The sequence below is a fragment of the Mycobacterium tuberculosis H37Rv genome (assembly GCF_000195955.2).
GTDB classification, from domain to species: Bacteria; Actinomycetota; Actinomycetes; order Mycobacteriales; family Mycobacteriaceae; genus Mycobacterium; species Mycobacterium tuberculosis.
Genome location: NC_000962.3, coordinates 2957569 through 2973524, shown reverse-complemented (window position 1 = coordinate 2973524; position 15956 = coordinate 2957569). Strand labels below are relative to the sequence as shown.

Here is a 15956-nt window from a genome sequence, read left to right as displayed (position 1 = left end):
AGATTCGGCGTCGCTATGAGGCTTGGCGCCGCCAGGCTGAGCAGGCACGCAAGGCCGCCGATGAACCGCCCCGGTGAGTCCGGAGACTCTCTGATCTGAGACCTCAGCCGGCGGCTGGTCTCTGGCGTTGAGCGTAGTAGGCAGCCTCGAGTTCGACCGGCGGGACGTCGCCGCAGTACTGGTAGAGGCGGCGATGGTTGAACCAGTCGACCCAGCGCGCGGTGGCCAACTCGACATCCTCGATGGACCGCCAGGGCTTGCCGGGTTTGATCAGCTCGGTCTTGTATAGGCCGTTGATCGTCTCGGCTAGTGCATTGTCATAGGAGCTTCCGACCGCTCCGACCGACGGTTGGATGCCTGCCTCGGCGAGCCGCTCGCTGAACCGGATCGATGTGTACTGAGATCCCCTATCCGTATGGTGGATAACGTCTTTCAGGTCGAGTACGCCTTCTTGTTGGCGGGTCCAGATGGCTTGCTCGATCGCGTCGAGGACCATGGAGGTGGCCATCGTGGAAGCGACCCGCCAGCCCAGGATCCTGCGAGCGTAGGCGTCGGTGACAAAGGCCACGTAGGCGAACCCTGCCCAGGTCGACACATAGGTGAGGTCTGCTACCCACAGCCGGTTAGGTGCTGGTGGTCCGAAGCGGCGCTGGACGAGATCGGCGGGACGGGCTGTGGCCGGATCAGCGATCGTGGTCCTGCGGGCTTTGCCGCGGGTGGTCCCGGACAGGCCGAGTTTGGTCATCAGCCGTTCGACGGTGCATCTGGCCACCTCGATGCCCTCACGGTTCAGGGTTAGCCACACTTTGCGGGCACCGTAAACACCGTAGTTGGCGGCGTGGACGCGGCTGATGTGCTCCTTGAGTTCGCCATCGCGCAGCTCGCGGCGGCTGGGCTCCCGGTTGATGTGGTCGTAGTAGGTCGATGGGGCGATCGGCACACCCAGCTCGGTCAGCTGTGTGCAGATCGACTCGACACCCCACCGCAAACCATCGGGGCCCTCGCGGTGGCCCTGATGATCGGCGATGAACCGGGTAATTAGCGTGCTGGCCGGTCGAGCTCGGCCGCGAAGAAAGCCGACGCGGTCTTTAAAATCGCGTTCGCCCTTCGCAATTCGGCGTTGTCCCGCCGCAAGCGCTTCAGCTCAGCGGATTCTTCGGTCGTGGTCCCGGGCCGTGCGCCGGCATCGACCTGCGCCTGGCGCACCCACTTACGCACCGTCTCCGCGCAGCCAACACCAAGTAGACGGGCGACCTCACTGATCGCTGCCCACTCCGAATCGTGCTGACCGCGGATCTCTGCGACCATCCGCACCGCCCGCTCACGCAGCTCCGGCGGGTACCTCCTCGATGAACCACCTGACATGACCCCATCCTTTCCAAGAACTGGAGTCTCCGGACATGCCGGGGCGGTTCACGAAGATGAGCTGCGCAAGCGTGGACGTGAGCGTCGCCCGTTGGACAAGTTGCCGCCGGGGCCCATCCCGGGCACCGGCGGTCAGCCGCTCCAACCGTTTAAACCATCCCGGTAGCCAGCTTCGCTGCGGGTTGCGTTGTCGATTCGTTTGAGCCGCTGGTAGTGGCCGCGGGAGATGCCGAGGGCTTCGCTGATGGCAGTGTCGGCTTTGTGGGCATCGCGCTCTGATTCTGGCTTAGGCTCCATGGAGCCTAAGCCAGAATATCGAGCCTGGCGGCCATGGTCGCCGCCTTCGCGTTGCCGCTGTTTGGCTTTCGGCCGTTCCAGCTCGGCGATCCGGCGACCAGCGGCGAGCAGCTCCGAGGGGGTGAAATCCTTGCGAAGCGTGTTTTCGGAGCGTTCGGCTTTGGCCCGGTCGACCACGTCGGCGATCGTGTGGCACACGTGCACCGGGATGCGCTCCCATCCGAGCAGCCGTGCAGCCTCGAGCCGCCGCTGGCCGAATACGAGCCGCCTGTCGGGGGTGACGCCGATCGGCTGCAGCAAACGCCAGGGCGACTCACCATGCGGCTGCTGCTGCGGCGCGCACCTCGTCGTCGCACAGCGCTGTGTAGCGTTCTGTTGTCACGATCGAGGCGTGACCGAGAAGTTGTTGTACAGCTCGCAAGTTGTGGGAGCCGCGGTAGGCGCGGGTGGCGTATCGGTGCCGCAGGGTGTGCATGGTCGCGTCACCGGGTAATGCCCGGGAGACGAGTTTTCCCACGTGTTCGGCGGTGAGGTGGCCGCCGGTGCCGTTGGGGAACAGGTAGCCGTGCGGGGTGTCGCGGATGAGCGCGGCCAAGTAGTCGCTGATCGGCACAATACGGCGTTTACCACCTTTGCCGTGAACGAGGAGAAGCCCGCCGTCCATCAAGTCGCCGGTGTGCGCCTGGGCGGCTTCGGCGCGTCGCAGCCCGGCCTCACCGGCTAGGCGGATCATCAGCTCGATTCGACGGTCGGCCTTGGCCAGCGCCGCTTGCCAGACGTCGTCGCCGGCCGGGCGGGGCGGCTGTTTCGGGCAGCGCACCTTAGGCAGGGAGTCTGCGACATAGTCGCGCACCCGGTCCATTTCGTAGGCCCACACGAAGAAGCCCCGCAACGTGCTGCGATAGGTTTTGCGGCCCTCTGGGGAGAGGTGCTGCTGTTTGCCTAGCCAGTCCAGGAGGTGTTCGGCGGTGACGTCGGCGGGTGGGCGGCCGAGGCCGTGGGCGGCTGCGCACAGCACCGTCTTGCGTAGCCGGATCGTCGCTGGGCGTTGACCGGCGGCGTTCAGGTTGAGCAGGTAGTCGTCGATGTCGCGCCGCCAGGATGGCGGGGCGTGGAGGCTCGGCGGCGGACCGGGCGGCTTGTTTTGCGACTTGGCCGCCGCCAGGAAGGCTTCCACCACCCCTAGGTGCCCGACCGCCAGCGTGATCTCGTCGGCGTCACGCAACCTGAAGTGGTGGCCGTTCTTGATTAGTTTCAGATTGAGCCGGTCGGCGCGTTTGCGGGCCAGCCGGACCCGGGTCGCGGTGTTCACCGCCGGTGTTCGCCGAGGTCGTCTAGCTGCCGGCGGCCGTCGTCGAGGGTGTCGGCGGCGTTGAGCAGCTCAGCGGCCAGCCGGCGGGCCGCCGCCGGGCCGATCCCCAACACGGGCGGTTCCGTGTAGTGAATCGCCGGTTGGGTGCGCAGCACCCGGCCGTCAACGACACGATCGTCGGCGGCGATCCACACGTCGGCAGCCACCGGGTCGCCGGCCGGAAAATATCGTGTCCACTGGCAGATTGTGACGCCGCCGTATCGTTCGGTGAGCTGCTCCCAGATGGGTTCGGTGCCCGGTTCGCACCAGGGCGGTGGCGGGGTGGCCGGGCCGACGTCGGCGAGCTGCTGGCCGCAGGCGCAGCGGCCCGGGTCGCCGTTGGTGTCGGCGTGGGCGCAGAACAGGGGTTGTCGGGGCGTGGTGGTCATTTAGCAAACTCCTCCGTGGGGCGCACCCAGCGGCGGCACTATTGCGCGTTTATTGCGCGGAAACGGCGAAGGCCCGGTAAAAACCAGGCCTGACCTGCTCGAACACTGGTGCGCGATACTGGGATTGAACCAGTGACCTCTTCCGTGTCAGGGAAGCGCTCTCCCGCTGAGCTAATCGCGCTGGGGGTTGAACCTGGAGGTGGAGACGGGAATCGAACCCGTGTGCACGGCTTTGCAGGCCGTTGCCTCACCACTCGGCCACTCCACCGCTGGGATTTGATGCCACTAGCACCTTCGAGCGGATGACGGGATTCGAACCCGCGACCCTCACCTTGGCAAGGTGATGCGCTACCAACTGCGCTACATCCGCGCGCAACGAACGAGATCGTCGCCCGGTGCGAAGCACGACGATAGTCGAGGTGAGCGGGCCCACACAAATCTCTTGGTACGTTGCGGCTCTAGGCTATCGCAGCCCCTATGTGAAGCGCACGTAGACTGCTGCTGACGATGTCTTGCACGTGCTAATCTTCGACCTCGTTCATCTCCTCGGCGCCGGTCCCGTGGCTCAGTGGGAGAGCGTCCGCTTCACACGCGGAAGGTCGCTGGTTCGATCCCAGCCGGGACCACTAGGTCAGGGAGCATTATTCGTTGGCGGCAGGCGACAGTGGCTGCTCGAACCTCGTGAGCGAGATCGTAGTGGTAAGCAGTGAATGCTGGGTGCCCACGAGCTCCGTCGTGGGGGCGTGGTGAATTCAGCGCGACGGCCATGACGACACTTTCCCCGCCCTCATCAACATTTACGGCCTCAAACGCCTCCTAACGGGCTTGTTCATGACTTCTGCCCCGAGGTTTAGCGGTCAAGTTCGGAGAGATCGCGGCGAAACCGGCGCGCCAACTCATGACCTCCGCTGGGAGCCCCGTTTCGTTTCCCCGCCCGATCAGTTCTGATGACCAGGTGGCGCAATTGTCAGCCGGCCAGGAAAACCAGCAATGCACGGTCGAGCCTGACCATGTTTTTGGCCGATAACCGACCAACCTGCCGCGTCAGGCTGGTGCGGGGGATGTTGTCACCTTGTCGACCGTCAGGCGACTGGTCTCGGTCAGCCCGGTGGTGTTGGACGCTGGGGCCGGGATTCGCATCAGGGATGCCTGGACATCACGCGTGGTAAACGGCACGACGGTAACCGAGGCCGTCGAATCGAACCGGTCATTCTGGATGACCGCGACCGGCGTGGCTTGCCGGTGTAGGCACCACGCGCCGCCGCGGTGTGGATGTCGCCGCGCCGCACGTCAGGTGGCGTCGTCCCAGTCGACCGATACCGCATCGACGAAGGCTTGATCGTCGTCCTCGTATTCGCGGGCCGCGACGAGCGCCGACGGACGGTGTGCTTCGCCGACAAATTCGGGTGCGTTCACATCGGGAACCCAGATCTGTATCGGCCGCAGACCTCGTTGCCGCAGCCGCTCCCGATATCGTCGCACGCGATCTCGGGCAGCCGCTTTGTCGAGACTACGAACAGGGCAGATCAACAGGAACCCATAGGGCCGAACAGGGCCGAGCTTTTTGACCAAGCGCTCCACGCAGGCTAATGCGGCCACTCGGCAAGTCTCTAACCAGTACAAATGCGATCCGCTGGTGCCTAGCCGCCGTACACGCGGAAAATCCGATCCCAGCCGGGACCTCACGTATCGGCGCAGCACCGAGCGTGGCACACGCTATCTGGTCTTGGCGGTGGCCAGCAGCTCGGCGATCAGGGCTTGGACGCGGTCTGCGATGTCGTCGCGGATCATGCGCACAACGTCGAGGGGCTGGCCGGCGGGATCGGGTAGTTTCCAGTTGCGGTAGGAGACACCCGGGAAGTAAGGGCAGGCATCGCCGCAGCCCATCGTGATGACGACGTCGCTGGACTGGACCTGCCCGCCGGTGAGCAATGTGGGGGCATTGGCGGTGATATCGATGCCCATTTCGGCCATCGCGGCCACAGCCGTCGGATTGACCTGACCGGCGGGCTCGGTTCCGGCCGAACGGACTTCGATGCGGTCACCGGCCAAGTGGGTCAATAGCCCGGCGGCCATCTGGGAACGTCCGGCGTTGTGCACACAGACGAATAGGACGCTGGGTTTGTCGGCATCGTGGGTCGCGTTGGGACCGGCGAGGCGGTTGCGCAGCGCCAGGGACACATAGACCAACCCCACCAGGACGGGTACCTCGATCAGGGGCCCGACGACTCCGGCCAGGGCTTGCCCGGAGGTGGCGCCGTAGGTGGCGATGGCCACCGCGATGGCCAGCTCGAAGTTGTTGCTCGCGGCGGTGAACGCCAGCGTGGTGGTGCGCCGATACCCTAGCCGCAGCGCCGCCCCCAGTAGGTAGCCGCCTACCCACATGATGGCGAAGTAGGCCAGCAGCGGCAGCGCAATGCGTGCGACGTCCAGCGGTCGGCCGGTGATCTGATCTCCTTGCAGCGCAAAGAGAATCACGATGGTGAACAGCAAACCGTAGAGCGCCCACGGTCCCACCTTGGGCAGGAAGCGGGATTCATACCAGTTGCGGCCCTTGGTCTTTTCGCCGATCCGCCGCGACAGGTAGCCGGCCAGCAGCGGGATGCCGAGGAAGATCAGCACCGACTTGGCGATCTGCCACGGGGATGTGGCGATGGTGGTCTGCTCGAGGCCCAGCCAACCCGGTAGCACCGACAGGTAGAACCAGCCGAGCGCGGCGAACATGGCCACCTGAAAGATCGAGTTCAACGCGACGAGCACGGCGGCGGCTTCGCGATCCCCGCAGGCCAGGTCGTTCCAGATGATCACCATGGCGATGCAGCGAGCCAGGCCCACGATGATCAGCCCGGTGCGGTACTCGGGCAGATCCGCCAGTAGCAGCCAAGCCAGCGCGAACATCAACGCCGGGCCCAGTACCCAGTTCAGCAGCAGCGAGCTGAGTAGCAGCTTGCGGTCACCGGTGACGGTGTCGAGGCGGTCGTAGCGCACCTTGGCCAGCACCGGATACATCATGATCAGCAGGCCTAGCGCGATCGGCAGCGAAATCCCGTCGAGCTGAACCCCTTCTAGGGCGGTGTGCAGGCCGGGAATCCACCGGCCCAGTAGTAGCCCGGCGGCCATTGCCGACCCGATCCACACCGGCAAGAAGCGGTCCAGCGTCGAGAGTTTGCCCACCACCGCCGGGGCGGCGGTGCGGGTGACCGTCTCCGTCATGCCGGTGCCCCCAGGGCGGGTGCGGCATCGGCATGCACGCTGAGCAGGTTCGACAACACGGTCAGCGCCTCGGGGACCACGGCGTAGTACACCCACGAGGCCCGACGCCGCGAGGTCAGCAAACCCGCGTCGCGCAGCACCTTGAGATGATGCGAAATCGTGGGCTGGCTCACCTCGACTCCCGCGGAAATGTCGCAGACGCAGGCCTCGCCGCCGGCGCGACTGGCAACCGAGCTCAGCAGCTGCAATCGCACCGGATCGGCCAGGGCTTTGAACCGGGCCGCCATTTCGGCCGCGGCCGGAGGATTCAGCGGTTCGCGCACCAGCGGCGCGACTACGCAGCTCGCCACCTCTGGTAACGGATGCAGATTCGACATACATCAATATTGACAAATATCGAATCAGGTCCGCAAGCGGCCACGCGGTGAACGGCGCTACGCGGGTTAGGGGGCATTGAGTGGCCCGGGGTGGGCTCCGCGGCTTGGAGACGCACCCCGGGGTCAGGCCTACAGTTAGCCGCTTGCGCCAACGGCGACTTGGCCGTCGCAGCACATGCTTGCTTCGCCGTCGCTGGTGTCGTTGTGCCGAGGACCGCTGCCGAAGGTCTCGGAGTCGGCCAGCACGGTATAAACCTCCCAGCGTTCCCCACCCGGGCCGGTCACCCACACCTTGTCCTGGGTGGCAAAGCAACACGTGGTGCCGATCTCCTTCTCGGTGACCAGTCCGGCTTCGGTCAACCGGGCGATTTCGGCATGCACGGTGTTGCTCGAGCCGACTTCCACACCGAGATGGTTGAGGGTACCGCCGGTGCCGGGGTTCTCCAGCAGCACCAACTTAAGCGGCGGATCGGCGATCGCGAAGTTGGCGTATCCGGGCTTGCGTTTGGCGGGCTCGGCGTTGAACAGCCTGGAGTAGAACGTGATTGCGGCCTCCAGGTCGTCGACGTTGAGGGCTAGCTGAACGCGGGACATTGGTAGACACCTCCCAGTTGTTTGACTTATATCAAAATGGCGCCGAACCCAGTGTGCAACATCTCTTTGATATATGTCAAGGTATCTGGCAGGGTGGGCCTATGCCCAAGTCGCTGCCGGTGATTGACATCTCCGCTCCCGTGTGCTGCGCCCCGGTGGCGGCGGGGCCGATGAGCGACGGCGACGCCTTGGCGGTGGCGCTGCGGCTGAAGGCCCTGGCCGACCCGGCACGAGTCAAGATCATGTCCTACCTGTTCAGCTCGCCGGCCGGCGAGCAGGTCAGCGGCCAACTAGCGGCGGCGCTCAGCCTCAGCGATGGCACCGTCAGCCACCACTTGGCCCAGCTGCGCAAGGCCGGCCTGGTCATTTCCGATCGCCGGGGCATGCACGTCTTCCATCGGGTACATCCTGAAGCCCTGCAAGCGCTGTGTACCGTGCTCAACCCGAACTGCTGCGCCTGATCCGGGAACCATAGTTGTAGCCAACACCGGTGTCTGGCTGAGCGCGGGTGACGGGAAGCATTTGGGGTGCGCGATTGGTTGGGGGGCGGCAGGGCAGCGGATCTCGTAGGCTCGCAACCATGGTGGTGCGGTCAATCCTGCTATTCGTCCTGGCGGCGGTTGCGGAGATCGGTGGCGCGTGGCTGGTATGGCAGGGCGTCCGCGAGCAACGGGGTTGGCTTTGGGCGGGACTCGGAGTTATTGCGCTTGGGGTCTATGGGTTCTTCGCCACATTGCAGCCGGACGCCCATTTCGGTCGGGTCTTGGCCGCCTACGGTGGTGTGTTTGTCGCCGGTTCGCTCGCCTGGGGCATGGCCCTGGACGGGTTCCGGCCCGACCGGTGGGATGTCATCGGTGCCCTTGGCTGCATGGCCGGGGTAGCCGTGATCATGTACGCCCCTCGCGGCCACTGACTGCTGCGGCGCGCCCGACTTGATCGCGACCTGCATCGTGGATGTCCGAAGTGGATTACCTTGCAAGGCAAGCGATACCGCATGCGCGCCTGACGCGAACATCGTCGCGCGGCGGTGCGATCGGCCCTAGCGGTGGGGCCACCGGCGGTCGGCTCGGTGCTCTTACGGCCGGGATCAGCAACGGGCTGGACCGGCCGTGCCCTTGCCGAGCGCAGTATCGACGGTCGGGTAGATGGGCAGCACTCGGCTCAGCCCACCCGCTTCGGCGATCCGGGCGACGATCGGCTGGTGGCTCACCAGACGCAGGTCGATGCCGCGGCACCGACATCGTTGTGCCTCGTCGGCCAGTGCGGCGAAAGCGCAGCAGCCCATGAAATCGAGCCCGGTGACGTCGACGATGAGCGGTCCGGGCGCCGTGACGCCGGCGGCGGCCTCGGTGACCAATTGACGCCAGAGATGCTCGTTGCGGCCATCGATCTCGCCGCCCGCGTGGATCAACAACGCTGCCCCGCTGCCGTCAGTGGTTGCCCGCAGCGTGCTGTGTGGGTCGCCTAGCTCGTGGACGAGCCGTGGGCTGAGCGGGTGGGGACTAGAGCGTGGTTCTGTAGTGATCAGGCCCATGGTGCGCTCCTAATCGACGGCGTACAGCCACCGCGGCGGATGCCCCGCACTGTCCGAAGACAAGCTTGTCAAGTAATTTCAGATCTCATTTTTATGACATGACTGGAGATCTGTCTAGATTGCAGCTCCTGTGAGCGTGGGTACCGGATTCAAGCCGGTCGGTCACGCCGCGGTGGTACCGGCTTTGCGGCAGTGCTCGGCCTCGAGTTCGGCGATCGCGCGCGAAGTGCGTTCGCGCAGCAAGATCGCGGCCGTAATGCCGGCGATGACCGCGATGACCAGCGCGATCCAGGAGAACCGTTCCAACCAGTGCTGGGCGGCCATCCCGGCGAAGTAGACCAGTGCAGTGGTGCCGCCGGCCCAGCAGATGCCGCCTGTGACGTTGGCGGCCAGGAAGCGCGGGTAGGGCATCTTCAGGGCGCCAGCGAGCGGTCCGGCGAATATCCGCAGCAGCGCGATGAAGCGACCGAGGAACACGGCTCGGACTCCCCATCGGTTGAACAACCGTTCAGCAAGCGCGACATGACCGGGGCCGAAGTGTTTTGGGAACCTCCGGCCCAGCCGGTCGAATAGCGGTAAGCCGAAGCGGCGGCCGATCGAGTAGCCGATCGAATCGCCGACCACGGCGCCGATCACCGCAGCGCCGCCGACGCCGATCGGGTTGACGGCCAGCTCGGGGTGCGACGACAACACCGCGGCACTGACCAGCACGATCTCGCCGGGAAGGGGGATGCCCAGGCTCTCGATCCCTACCACCGCGCCGACCACCAGGTAGACCATGAGCGGCGGGATCGACTGCAGCAGGGCCTCCACATCCATGGGTAAAGAATGCCTGACCGGTGCCGGGTGCGTCCCGCCATGTACTTCTCAACTCCGATTCCGCCGCGTCGGGTGCAATGTTCCGCACGACCCGCGCGGCCGACGATTCGACCCGAACCCAAGCGCGCGGTGACGGGTCGCCCCAGCGTTTGCCAGGAGTGAAAGTTCCAGTTGCGCACGACTTTTGGCTCCATTTCAAGATAGGAAGCGTTTGCGTAACCGGTTGAAAGCCATGGGGTACGGGCAGGCTTGATAGCTCTCATGCAGCTCCCTGGCCAGCTCGTGGACCGGGGTCGCGGTGGTATCCAGCTCGAAGTCGTACTCGGCGTCGGCGTGGGCAGCGCGCGCACTGCCTCGGTTCCACCCGGGGTGGCGATCGCCGCGTTCTAATTCCCGGCGGGCACCCTCCTCGTCGGATACGTGGACCCCGACCATCCAGACTCGGCAGCCCTCAAAAACCCGCAGAGCGTCTACCAGCCACTCACGTGTCCAGATCACGTCGTCGGCGATGACGTTCATTCCGTTGTCCAGGTATGCCCTGATGGCGCGGTAGCGGGAATGCATGGCCAGGTCCAAGATGGGGCCCGGGTGCACGGTGAACCACTCCAGCCCGTCGGCCTCGACCGCGCTGTCCCATGTGTAGTACTCGGGCCGCACCCGCGCAAGGTCAAGCTGCTCTGGCGGCAGCGCAAACCAGAACAGATCTATCCCAATGTGCATCCAACACTCGGCGGCAAGATCCTGAAACGCCAAGGCGAGCGACGTCTTTCCCGCGCTGGATCCGCCGTTGAGGAGGATGAGTTTGCCCTCTGGCATACCCGCCATAGCCGCAAGACGATATCGCATCCGCCGGGCCCGGGTCGGGTTTATCACTCAGCGCCGGTACGGTGTGCGGCTGCTGTGGTCCACCGCGCTGCATCGGCGTTTGCTAACTGCGCAGTTCTGCACACCCACACCGGTAACAGTTTGGCTCATGCGGCGGTCGAATCCGGTCGCTAACCAAGGGCTCTGGCGGTCGTAGCGAAGAGTACGCGCCGGCGGCCAAATGGCCTCCGCCGTCTGCGAGGCGGGATAGGATTTGTTGCTGCCGAGTGCTCGATGATCCGCGGCGACCATGCGGGTTGTCCGGTCCAGGAGGTCGCAGATGTCATTTGTGATTGCGGTGCCGGAAGCATTGACGATGGCGGCTTCGGATCTGGCCAACATTGGGTCGACGATCAACGCGGCGAATGCGGCGGCGGCATTGCCGACCACGGGGGTGGTGGCGGCTGCCGCGGATGAGGTTTCGGCGGCAGTTGCGGCCTTGTTCGGGTCGTACGCGCAGAGCTATCAGGCTTTTGGTGCGCAGCTGTCGGCGTTTCACGCCCAGTTCGTGCAGTCCCTTACGAACGGCGCGCGCTCATACGTAGTTGCCGAGGCCACCAGTGCTGCGCCGTTGCAGGATTTGTTGGGCGTGGTAAATGCCCCCGCCCAGGCGTTGTTGGGGCGCCCGTTGATCGGCAATGGCGCTAACGGGGCCGACGGGACGGGGGCTCCCGGTGGGCCGGGCGGGCTGTTGCTTGGCAACGGCGGGAATGGCGGATCGGGTGCGCCGGGTCAGCCAGGTGGTGCTGGCGGGGATGCGGGGTTGATCGGTAACGGCGGGACTGGCGGTAAAGGTGGGGACGGGCTGGTCGGGTCCGGTGCTGCCGGGGGTGTCGGTGGTCGCGGTGGATGGTTGCTGGGTAATGGCGGGACCGGTGGGGCTGGTGGGGCTGCAGGGGCCACTTTGGTCGGCGGTACTGGCGGTGTCGGTGGGGCGACGGGGTTGATCGGCAGCGGGGGCTTCGGCGGTGCTGGCGGGGCCGCGGCGGGGGTGGGCACCACCGGCGGCGTGGGCGGGAGCGGTGGCGTTGGCGGCGTGTTCGGCAATGGTGGATTCGGCGGGGCCGGTGGCCTTGGCGCCGCCGGCGGCGTCGGAGGGGCGGCCAGCTACTTCGGGACCGGGGGCGGTGGCGGCGTTGGTGGGGACGGTGCGCCCGGTGGTGACGGCGGTGCGGGTCCGCTATTGATCGGCAATGGCGGTGTTGGGGGTCTGGGTGGGGCCGGGGCGGCCGGTGGTAATGGCGGTGCCGGCGGGATGTTGTTGGGCGATGGCGGTGCCGGCGGACAGGGTGGGCCGGCCGTGGCGGGTGTCCTGGGCGGGATGCCCGGCGCGGGCGGCAACGGCGGTAATGCCAACTGGTTCGGGTCCGGTGGTGCCGGCGGGCAGGGTGGCACCGGTCTGGCCGGGACAAACGGGGTCAACCCCGGCTCGATTGCGAACCCCAACACCGGTGCGAACGGTACCGACAACAGCGGCAACGGGAATCAAACTGGCGGGAACGGGGGTCCCGGCCCCGCCGGTGGCGTCGGCGAGGCTGGCGGCGTCGGCGGGCAGGGCGGGCTGGGGGAGTCGCTCGACGGCAACGACGGCACCGGCGGTAAGGGTGGAGCCGGGGGTACTGCCGGTACCGATGGCGGTGCCGGCGGCGCTGGCGGCGCTGGCGGCATAGGTGAGACCGACGGCAGCGCCGGCGGCGTGGCTACCGGGGGTGAGGGGGGTGACGGTGCCACCGGAGGGGTCGACGGTGGCGTGGGTGGTGCTGGCGGCAAGGGGGGGCAGGGGCACAACACGGGTGTAGGTGACGCTTTCGGCGGTGACGGCGGAATCGGCGGTGACGGTAACGGGGCACTAGGCGCGGCGGGCGGTAACGGCGGCACCGGTGGTGCCGGTGGAAACGGTGGACGTGGCGGGATGTTAATCGGCAACGGCGGCGCCGGTGGGGCCGGCGGGACGGGCGGCACCGGTGGTGGTGGCGCCGCCGGCTTCGCGGGCGGTGTCGGCGGCGCGGGCGGAGAGGGTCTCACCGACGGTGCGGGTACCGCGGAAGGCGGCACCGGCGGTCTGGGGGGCCTCGGCGGTGTCGGCGGTACCGGCGGTATGGGTGGCAGCGGCGGTGTCGGCGGCAACGGCGGGGCGGCTGGGTCGCTCATCGGGCTTGGTGGTGGCGGGGGTGCCGGCGGTGTCGGCGGCACCGGTGGCATCGGCGGCATCGGTGGTGCCGGCGGCAACGGTGGCGCCGGCGGCGCGGGTACCACCACCGGCGGGGGAGCGACAATTGGCGGTGGCGGCGGTACAGGCGGCGTGGGGGGCGCTGGTGGCACTGGCGGTACCGGCGGCGCCGGCGGGACCACCGGCGGCAGCGGCGGAGCCGGCGGGCTGATCGGGTGGGCAGGAGCTGCCGGCGGCACCGGCGCAGGCGGCACGGGTGGGCAAGGTGGCCTCGGCGGCCAGGGCGGCAACGGCGGCAACGGCGGGACCGGCGCGACCGGCGGTCAGGGCGGCGATTTCGCGCTGGGCGGCAACGGGGGCGCCGGCGGCGCGGGTGGGTCACCGGGTGGCAGCTCCGGCATCCAGGGCAATATGGGCCCGCCCGGCACCCAGGGCGCCGACGGATAGTTGTTGCCGTTAGGCGCGAACATCACGCTCGCCGAACTGCCCGAACCCGAACTGCGGCAACTGTTTCCGCACGAGGAGCTGCAGATCCCGGTATCCTGCGGGGGCCTCGGCGCTGGTGCCGGCGGCCGCATGGACATGCGGGCCGTCGGACTCGTGCCGGTACGCCGAGCGTCGCGCTACTGCACAGGCTTCTTTGTGCTGATTCACAGCTACCTCACATTAATGGGCCGCGGCGCGAGGTTACGGTTGTCTCGTTGATCCCGAATACGGAATAGAGCAACGAAGTGAATGCCTACGACGTATTAAAGCGCCACCACACCGTGCTTAAAGGACTGGGCCGCAAAGTCGGCGAGGCGCCGGTGAATAGCGAAGAGCGCCATGTCCTTTTCGACGAGATGCTCATCGAGCTGGACATTCACTTCCGCATCGAGGATGACCTGTACTACCCTGCCCTTTCCGCGGCCGGCAAACCAATCACGGGTACCCACGCCGAGCACCGTCAGGTGGTTGATCAGCTCGCGACGCTGCTGCGCACTCCGCAGCGCGCGCCCGGGTATGAAGAAGAGTGGAACGTGTTCCGGACCGTGTTGGAGGCGCACGCCGACGTAGAGGAACGCGACATGATCCCCGCTCCTACACCGGTGCACATCACCGATGCCGAGCTCGAGGAGCTCGGTGACAAGATGGCGGCTCGCATTGAGCAGTTGCGCGGCTCACCTCTGTACACACTCCGTACCAAGGGCAAAGCAGACCTCCTGAAGGCCATCTAGCGGTTGTCAGTGCTAGGCGGGCCCGGGTCGGGCGAAAAGAATTCTGGCCTACTCCACGACCGATTGTGGTGATTGGATAGATACCGCGTTCAGCTAGCGGGGCAGATCGGCGGGCGTAAGCGCAAATCCGACAGGGAGGCCGCGATGACAGACAGCGAGCACGTTGGAAAAACCTGCCAAATTGATGTGCTGATTGAGGAACACGACGAGCGCACCCGGGCGAAGGCGCGGCTGTCCTGGGCAGGCAGGCAGATGGTGGGTGTTGGTTTGGCGCGACTCGATCCGGCCGATGAGCCGGTGGCCCAGATCGGCGACGAACTTGCGATCGCCCGGGCCTTGTCGGATTTGGCGAATCAGCTATTCGCTTTGACGTCGTCGGATATCGAAGCCAGTACCCATCAGCCGGTCACGGGTCTGCACCACTGAAGAAGGCGGTCGCGACGGCTGGAATGTTCGCCGTTGATTCATCCTTTGACACAGCCCAAGGGAACAAGGCGAGCCACTTTGCGCGCGAGGCCACTCTGATGGCTGGCTTCGATGACCTCGTCGACGTCTTTGTAGGCCTCCGGCTTTTCCTCGGCGATACCCCTACGAGAGGTACCGCGGACGATGATGCCACGTTTTGCGAGGCTGGCGCGTATCGCTTCACCGCTGGTGTGGCGGGCGGCCTGGTGACGGCTCAGTACCCGCCCAGCACCATGCGCGGTGGAAAAGAACGCCGGGTTGCCGGTGACCCCGGCAAGCACATATGACGCCGTACCCATCGTCCCGGGTATCAGCACGGGTTGGCCGACCGCTGCCAGTTCGGCCGGCAGCTCGTGATGGTGCGGCGGCAGCGAGCGGGTGGCGCCCTTGCGGTGCACGCACACCGAGCGCAGCTGACCGTCGATCGGATGCGTCTCGATCTTGGCCAGGTTGTGCGACACGTCGTAGAGCAGGTCCAGAGGTGTTCCGGTTGCATCAGCGAACACACGACGCGTCGCCTCGGTCAGCAGTTGGCGGTTGGCGCGTCCGTAGTTGGCCGCCGCCGCCATCGCGGCGAGATAGGCCTGCCCATCGGGGGAGTGCACCGGCACACAAGCCAATTGGCGATCGGGCACCGCGATTCCGTATCGGCCCATGGCTTGTTCCATCTGGCGGACGTGATCCGTGCAGATCTGATGGCCCAGGCCCCGTGAGCCGGTGTGGATCATCACGCAGACGGTCCCTTCCGCCAGACCCATCGGCGCGGCCGCAACCGGATCGTAGACGCGGTCCACGGCCTGGACTTCCAGGAAGTGGTTGCCCGAGCCAAGGCTGCCGATCTGCCCAAGCCCGCGTTGGAGGGCCCGGTCACTGATTTTGGCCGCGTCCGCTCCTGTCATCACACCGCCGTCTTCGCACCGCTCGAGGTCTAGCGCGACGCCATGCCCCTGTTCCACCGCAAACCGGGCACCACCGGTGAGCACCTCCTGCAGCGTGTTCCGGTCGGGTAGTCGCCACACACCCGCCGTGCCCACTCCGCGCGGTATCGCGCGATCAAGCCGGTCCATGACCGCCGGCAACCGTGGTTGCAGCTCCTCGCGGTCCAGCCCTTCGCCGACCAAGAGTCTTACGCCGCACGAAATATCGAAGCCGACACCGCCTGGGGAAACGACTCCATCATTGTCGACGTCGGTTGCGGCCACGCCGCCGATTGGGAAACCATATCCCCAGTGCACATCGGGCATCGCATACGAGGCCCGGACAATCCCCGGCAGCGTAGCCACGTTGACCACTTGCATCAA

17 protein-coding genes, 4 tRNA genes and 6 other annotated features are annotated in these 15956 nt (G+C 66.3%); of the genes, 7 read left to right on the top strand and 14 right to left on the bottom strand.

Going from position 1 to position 15956, the window contains the following annotated elements:
- Nucleotides 1-58 precede the first annotated feature (58 nt).
- Nucleotides 59-61, bottom strand: a repeat region (3 bp direct repeat: TCG at 3'-end of IS6110).
- Nucleotides 62-89 (top strand) — a repeat region (28 bp inverted repeat, TGAACCGCCCCGGTGAGTCCGGAGACTC,at the right end of IS6110.). It begins immediately after the preceding feature.
- Nucleotides 62-1416, bottom strand: a mobile genetic element (IS6110-10, len: 1355 nt. Insertion sequence IS6110.). (Overlaps the previous feature by 28 nt.)
- Nucleotides 104-1365: a sequence feature (similar to insertion sequence element IS986/IS6110 transposase; Probable transposase for IS6110. Identical to many other M. tuberculosis IS6110 transposase subunits. The transposase described here may be made by a frame shifting mechanism during translation, the sequence UUUUAAAG maybe responsible for such a frameshifting event (see McAdam et al., 1990).), on the bottom strand. Its footprint overlaps the feature before it by 1262 nt.
- Nucleotides 1389-1416: a repeat region (28 bp inverted repeat: TGAACCGCCCCGGCATGTCCGGAGACTC at the left end of IS6110), on the bottom strand.
- Nucleotides 1417-1419 (bottom strand) — a repeat region (3 bp direct repeat: TCG at 5'-end of IS6110).
- A gap of 78 nt (nucleotides 1420-1497) precedes the next feature.
- From Rv2647 to glyT, 6 genes are all read right to left on the bottom strand, one after another.
- On the bottom strand, nucleotides 1498-1962 hold the full coding sequence (locus tag Rv2647) for a hypothetical protein (RefSeq protein ID NP_217163.2): 465 nt from the start codon (nucleotides 1960-1962) through the stop codon (nucleotides 1498-1500).
- A 13-nt stretch (nucleotides 1963-1975) separates the two neighbouring features.
- The gene (locus tag Rv2646) at nucleotides 1976-2974 is read right to left on the bottom strand and encodes an integrase (RefSeq protein ID NP_217162.1); all 999 of its coding nucleotides are present in this window, start codon (nucleotides 2972-2974) and stop codon (nucleotides 1976-1978) included.
- Nucleotides 2971-3402 (bottom strand): hypothetical protein, encoded by a 432-nt coding sequence (locus Rv2645; RefSeq protein ID NP_217161.1) that lies wholly within the window; start codon nucleotides 3400-3402, stop codon nucleotides 2971-2973. The genes Rv2646 and Rv2645 overlap by 4 nt, the downstream gene beginning before the upstream one ends.
- A gap of 109 nt (nucleotides 3403-3511) precedes the next feature.
- Nucleotides 3512-3583 (bottom strand) — tRNA-Val (gene valU, locus Rvnt34).
- 16 nt (nucleotides 3584-3599) lie between these two features.
- Nucleotides 3600-3670: transfer RNA gene (gene cysU, locus Rvnt33), tRNA-Cys, on the bottom strand.
- A gap of 29 nt (nucleotides 3671-3699) precedes the next feature.
- Nucleotides 3700-3772: transfer RNA gene (gene glyT, locus Rvnt32), tRNA-Gly, on the bottom strand.
- A gap of 184 nt (nucleotides 3773-3956) precedes the next feature.
- Here glyT and valT point away from each other — a divergent pair.
- Both valT and Rv2644c read left to right on the top strand, forming a co-directional pair.
- Nucleotides 3957-4028, top strand: a tRNA-Val gene (valT, locus tag Rvnt31).
- A gap of 646 nt (nucleotides 4029-4674) precedes the next feature.
- Entirely contained in the window at nucleotides 4675-4992 is a 318-nt protein-coding gene (locus tag Rv2644c) for a hypothetical protein (protein NP_217160.1), read from the top strand.
- 126 nt (nucleotides 4993-5118) lie between these two features.
- Here Rv2644c and arsC read toward each other — a convergent pair whose 3' ends face one another.
- The 3 genes from arsC to cadI form a co-directional block, all read right to left on the bottom strand.
- Nucleotides 5119-6615: an arsenic-transport integral membrane protein ArsC gene (arsC, locus tag Rv2643; protein ID NP_217159.1), complete on the bottom strand. Its 1497-nt coding sequence runs from the start codon at nucleotides 6613-6615 to the stop codon at nucleotides 5119-5121.
- Entirely contained in the window at nucleotides 6612-6992 is a 381-nt protein-coding gene (locus tag Rv2642; protein NP_217158.1) for an ArsR family transcriptional regulator, read from the bottom strand. Before Rv2642 ends, arsC begins: the two co-directional genes overlap by 4 nt.
- Before the next feature lie 135 nt (nucleotides 6993-7127).
- Entirely contained in the window at nucleotides 7128-7586 is a 459-nt protein-coding gene (gene cadI, locus Rv2641) for a cadmium inducible protein CadI (protein ID NP_217157.1), read from the bottom strand.
- A gap of 101 nt (nucleotides 7587-7687) precedes the next feature.
- Here cadI and Rv2640c point away from each other — a divergent pair, with 101 nt between their 5' ends.
- Both Rv2640c and Rv2639c read left to right on the top strand, forming a co-directional pair.
- Nucleotides 7688-8047, top strand: coding sequence for an ArsR family transcriptional regulator (locus Rv2640c; RefSeq protein ID NP_217156.1), 360 nt, complete (start codon nucleotides 7688-7690; stop codon nucleotides 8045-8047).
- A gap of 119 nt (nucleotides 8048-8166) precedes the next feature.
- Nucleotides 8167-8499 carry an integral membrane protein gene (locus Rv2639c; protein NP_217155.1) on the top strand — a complete coding sequence of 111 codons (333 nt, stop codon included), beginning with the start codon at nucleotides 8167-8169 and terminating at the stop codon, nucleotides 8497-8499.
- A gap of 174 nt (nucleotides 8500-8673) precedes the next feature.
- Here Rv2639c and Rv2638 read toward each other — a convergent pair whose 3' ends face one another.
- From Rv2638 to Rv2635, 4 genes are all read right to left on the bottom strand, one after another.
- Nucleotides 8674-9120, bottom strand: a complete 447-nt coding sequence (locus Rv2638; protein ID NP_217154.1) for a hypothetical protein — start codon at nucleotides 9118-9120, stop codon at nucleotides 8674-8676.
- A gap of 162 nt (nucleotides 9121-9282) precedes the next feature.
- Nucleotides 9283-9939, bottom strand: coding sequence for a transmembrane protein DedA (gene dedA, locus Rv2637; protein NP_217153.1), 657 nt, complete (start codon nucleotides 9937-9939; stop codon nucleotides 9283-9285).
- Between the two features lie 195 nt (nucleotides 9940-10134).
- The gene (locus tag Rv2636; RefSeq protein NP_217152.1) at nucleotides 10135-10812 is read right to left on the bottom strand and encodes an O-phosphotransferase; all 678 of its coding nucleotides are present in this window, start codon (nucleotides 10810-10812) and stop codon (nucleotides 10135-10137) included.
- Nucleotides 10813-11055 carry a hypothetical protein gene (locus Rv2635; protein NP_217151.1) on the bottom strand — a complete coding sequence of 81 codons (243 nt, stop codon included), beginning with the start codon at nucleotides 11053-11055 and terminating at the stop codon, nucleotides 10813-10815. It lies immediately after the preceding gene.
- A 28-nt stretch (nucleotides 11056-11083) separates the two neighbouring features.
- Here Rv2635 and PE_PGRS46 point away from each other — a divergent pair, with 28 nt between their 5' ends.
- The 3 genes from PE_PGRS46 to Rv2632c all read left to right on the top strand — a co-directional run bounded on the left by PE_PGRS46 (nucleotide 11084) and on the right by Rv2632c (nucleotide 14616).
- Nucleotides 11084-13420, top strand: coding sequence for a PE-PGRS family protein PE_PGRS46 (PE_PGRS46, locus tag Rv2634c; protein ID YP_177896.1), 2337 nt, complete (start codon nucleotides 11084-11086; stop codon nucleotides 13418-13420).
- A 284-nt stretch (nucleotides 13421-13704) separates the two neighbouring features.
- Nucleotides 13705-14190 (top strand): hypothetical protein, encoded by a 486-nt coding sequence (locus tag Rv2633c; RefSeq protein NP_217149.1) that lies wholly within the window; start codon nucleotides 13705-13707, stop codon nucleotides 14188-14190.
- Nucleotides 14191-14334: 144 nt separating this feature from the next.
- Nucleotides 14335-14616 carry a hypothetical protein gene (locus tag Rv2632c; RefSeq protein ID NP_217148.1) on the top strand — a complete coding sequence of 94 codons (282 nt, stop codon included), beginning with the start codon at nucleotides 14335-14337 and terminating at the stop codon, nucleotides 14614-14616.
- A 38-nt stretch (nucleotides 14617-14654) separates the two neighbouring features.
- On the opposite strand, the gene Rv2631 is transcribed toward Rv2632c, so the two are convergent.
- On the bottom strand, nucleotides 14655-15953 hold the full coding sequence (locus tag Rv2631) for an RNA-splicing ligase RtcB (RefSeq protein NP_217147.2): 1299 nt from the start codon (nucleotides 15951-15953) through the stop codon (nucleotides 14655-14657).
- Between the last annotated feature and the right edge of the window lie 3 nt (nucleotides 15954-15956).

What these genes read in the sequence shown, in the direction of transcription:
- Rv2645 (NP_217161.1), bottom strand. Translation starts at nt 3,402, where the DNA reads ATGACCACCACGCCCCGACAACCCCTGTTCTGCGCCCACGCCGACACC.
- Rv2644c (NP_217160.1), top strand. Translation starts at nt 4,675, where the DNA reads ATGTCGCCGCGCCGCACGTCAGGTGGCGTCGTCCCAGTCGACCGATAC.
- arsC (NP_217159.1), bottom strand. Translation starts at nt 6,615, where the DNA reads ATGACGGAGACGGTCACCCGCACCGCCGCCCCGGCGGTGGTGGGCAAA.
- Rv2642 (NP_217158.1), bottom strand. Translation starts at nt 6,992, where the DNA reads ATGTCGAATCTGCATCCGTTACCAGAGGTGGCGAGCTGCGTAGTCGCG.
- cadI (NP_217157.1), bottom strand. Translation starts at nt 7,586, where the DNA reads ATGTCCCGCGTTCAGCTAGCCCTCAACGTCGACGACCTGGAGGCCGCA.
- Rv2640c (NP_217156.1), top strand. Translation starts at nt 7,688, where the DNA reads ATGCCCAAGTCGCTGCCGGTGATTGACATCTCCGCTCCCGTGTGCTGC.
- Rv2639c (NP_217155.1), top strand. Translation starts at nt 8,167, where the DNA reads ATGGTGGTGCGGTCAATCCTGCTATTCGTCCTGGCGGCGGTTGCGGAG.
- Rv2638 (NP_217154.1), bottom strand. Translation starts at nt 9,120, where the DNA reads ATGGGCCTGATCACTACAGAACCACGCTCTAGTCCCCACCCGCTCAGC.
- dedA (NP_217153.1), bottom strand. Translation starts at nt 9,939, where the DNA reads ATGGATGTGGAGGCCCTGCTGCAGTCGATCCCGCCGCTCATGGTCTAC.
- Rv2635 (NP_217151.1), bottom strand. Translation starts at nt 11,055, where the DNA reads ATGGTCGCCGCGGATCATCGAGCACTCGGCAGCAACAAATCCTATCCC.
- PE_PGRS46 (YP_177896.1), top strand. Translation starts at nt 11,084, where the DNA reads ATGTCATTTGTGATTGCGGTGCCGGAAGCATTGACGATGGCGGCTTCG.
- Rv2632c (NP_217148.1), top strand. Translation starts at nt 14,335, where the DNA reads ATGACAGACAGCGAGCACGTTGGAAAAACCTGCCAAATTGATGTGCTG.
- Rv2631 (NP_217147.2), bottom strand. Translation starts at nt 15,953, where the DNA reads ATGCAAGTGGTCAACGTGGCTACGCTGCCGGGGATTGTCCGGGCCTCG.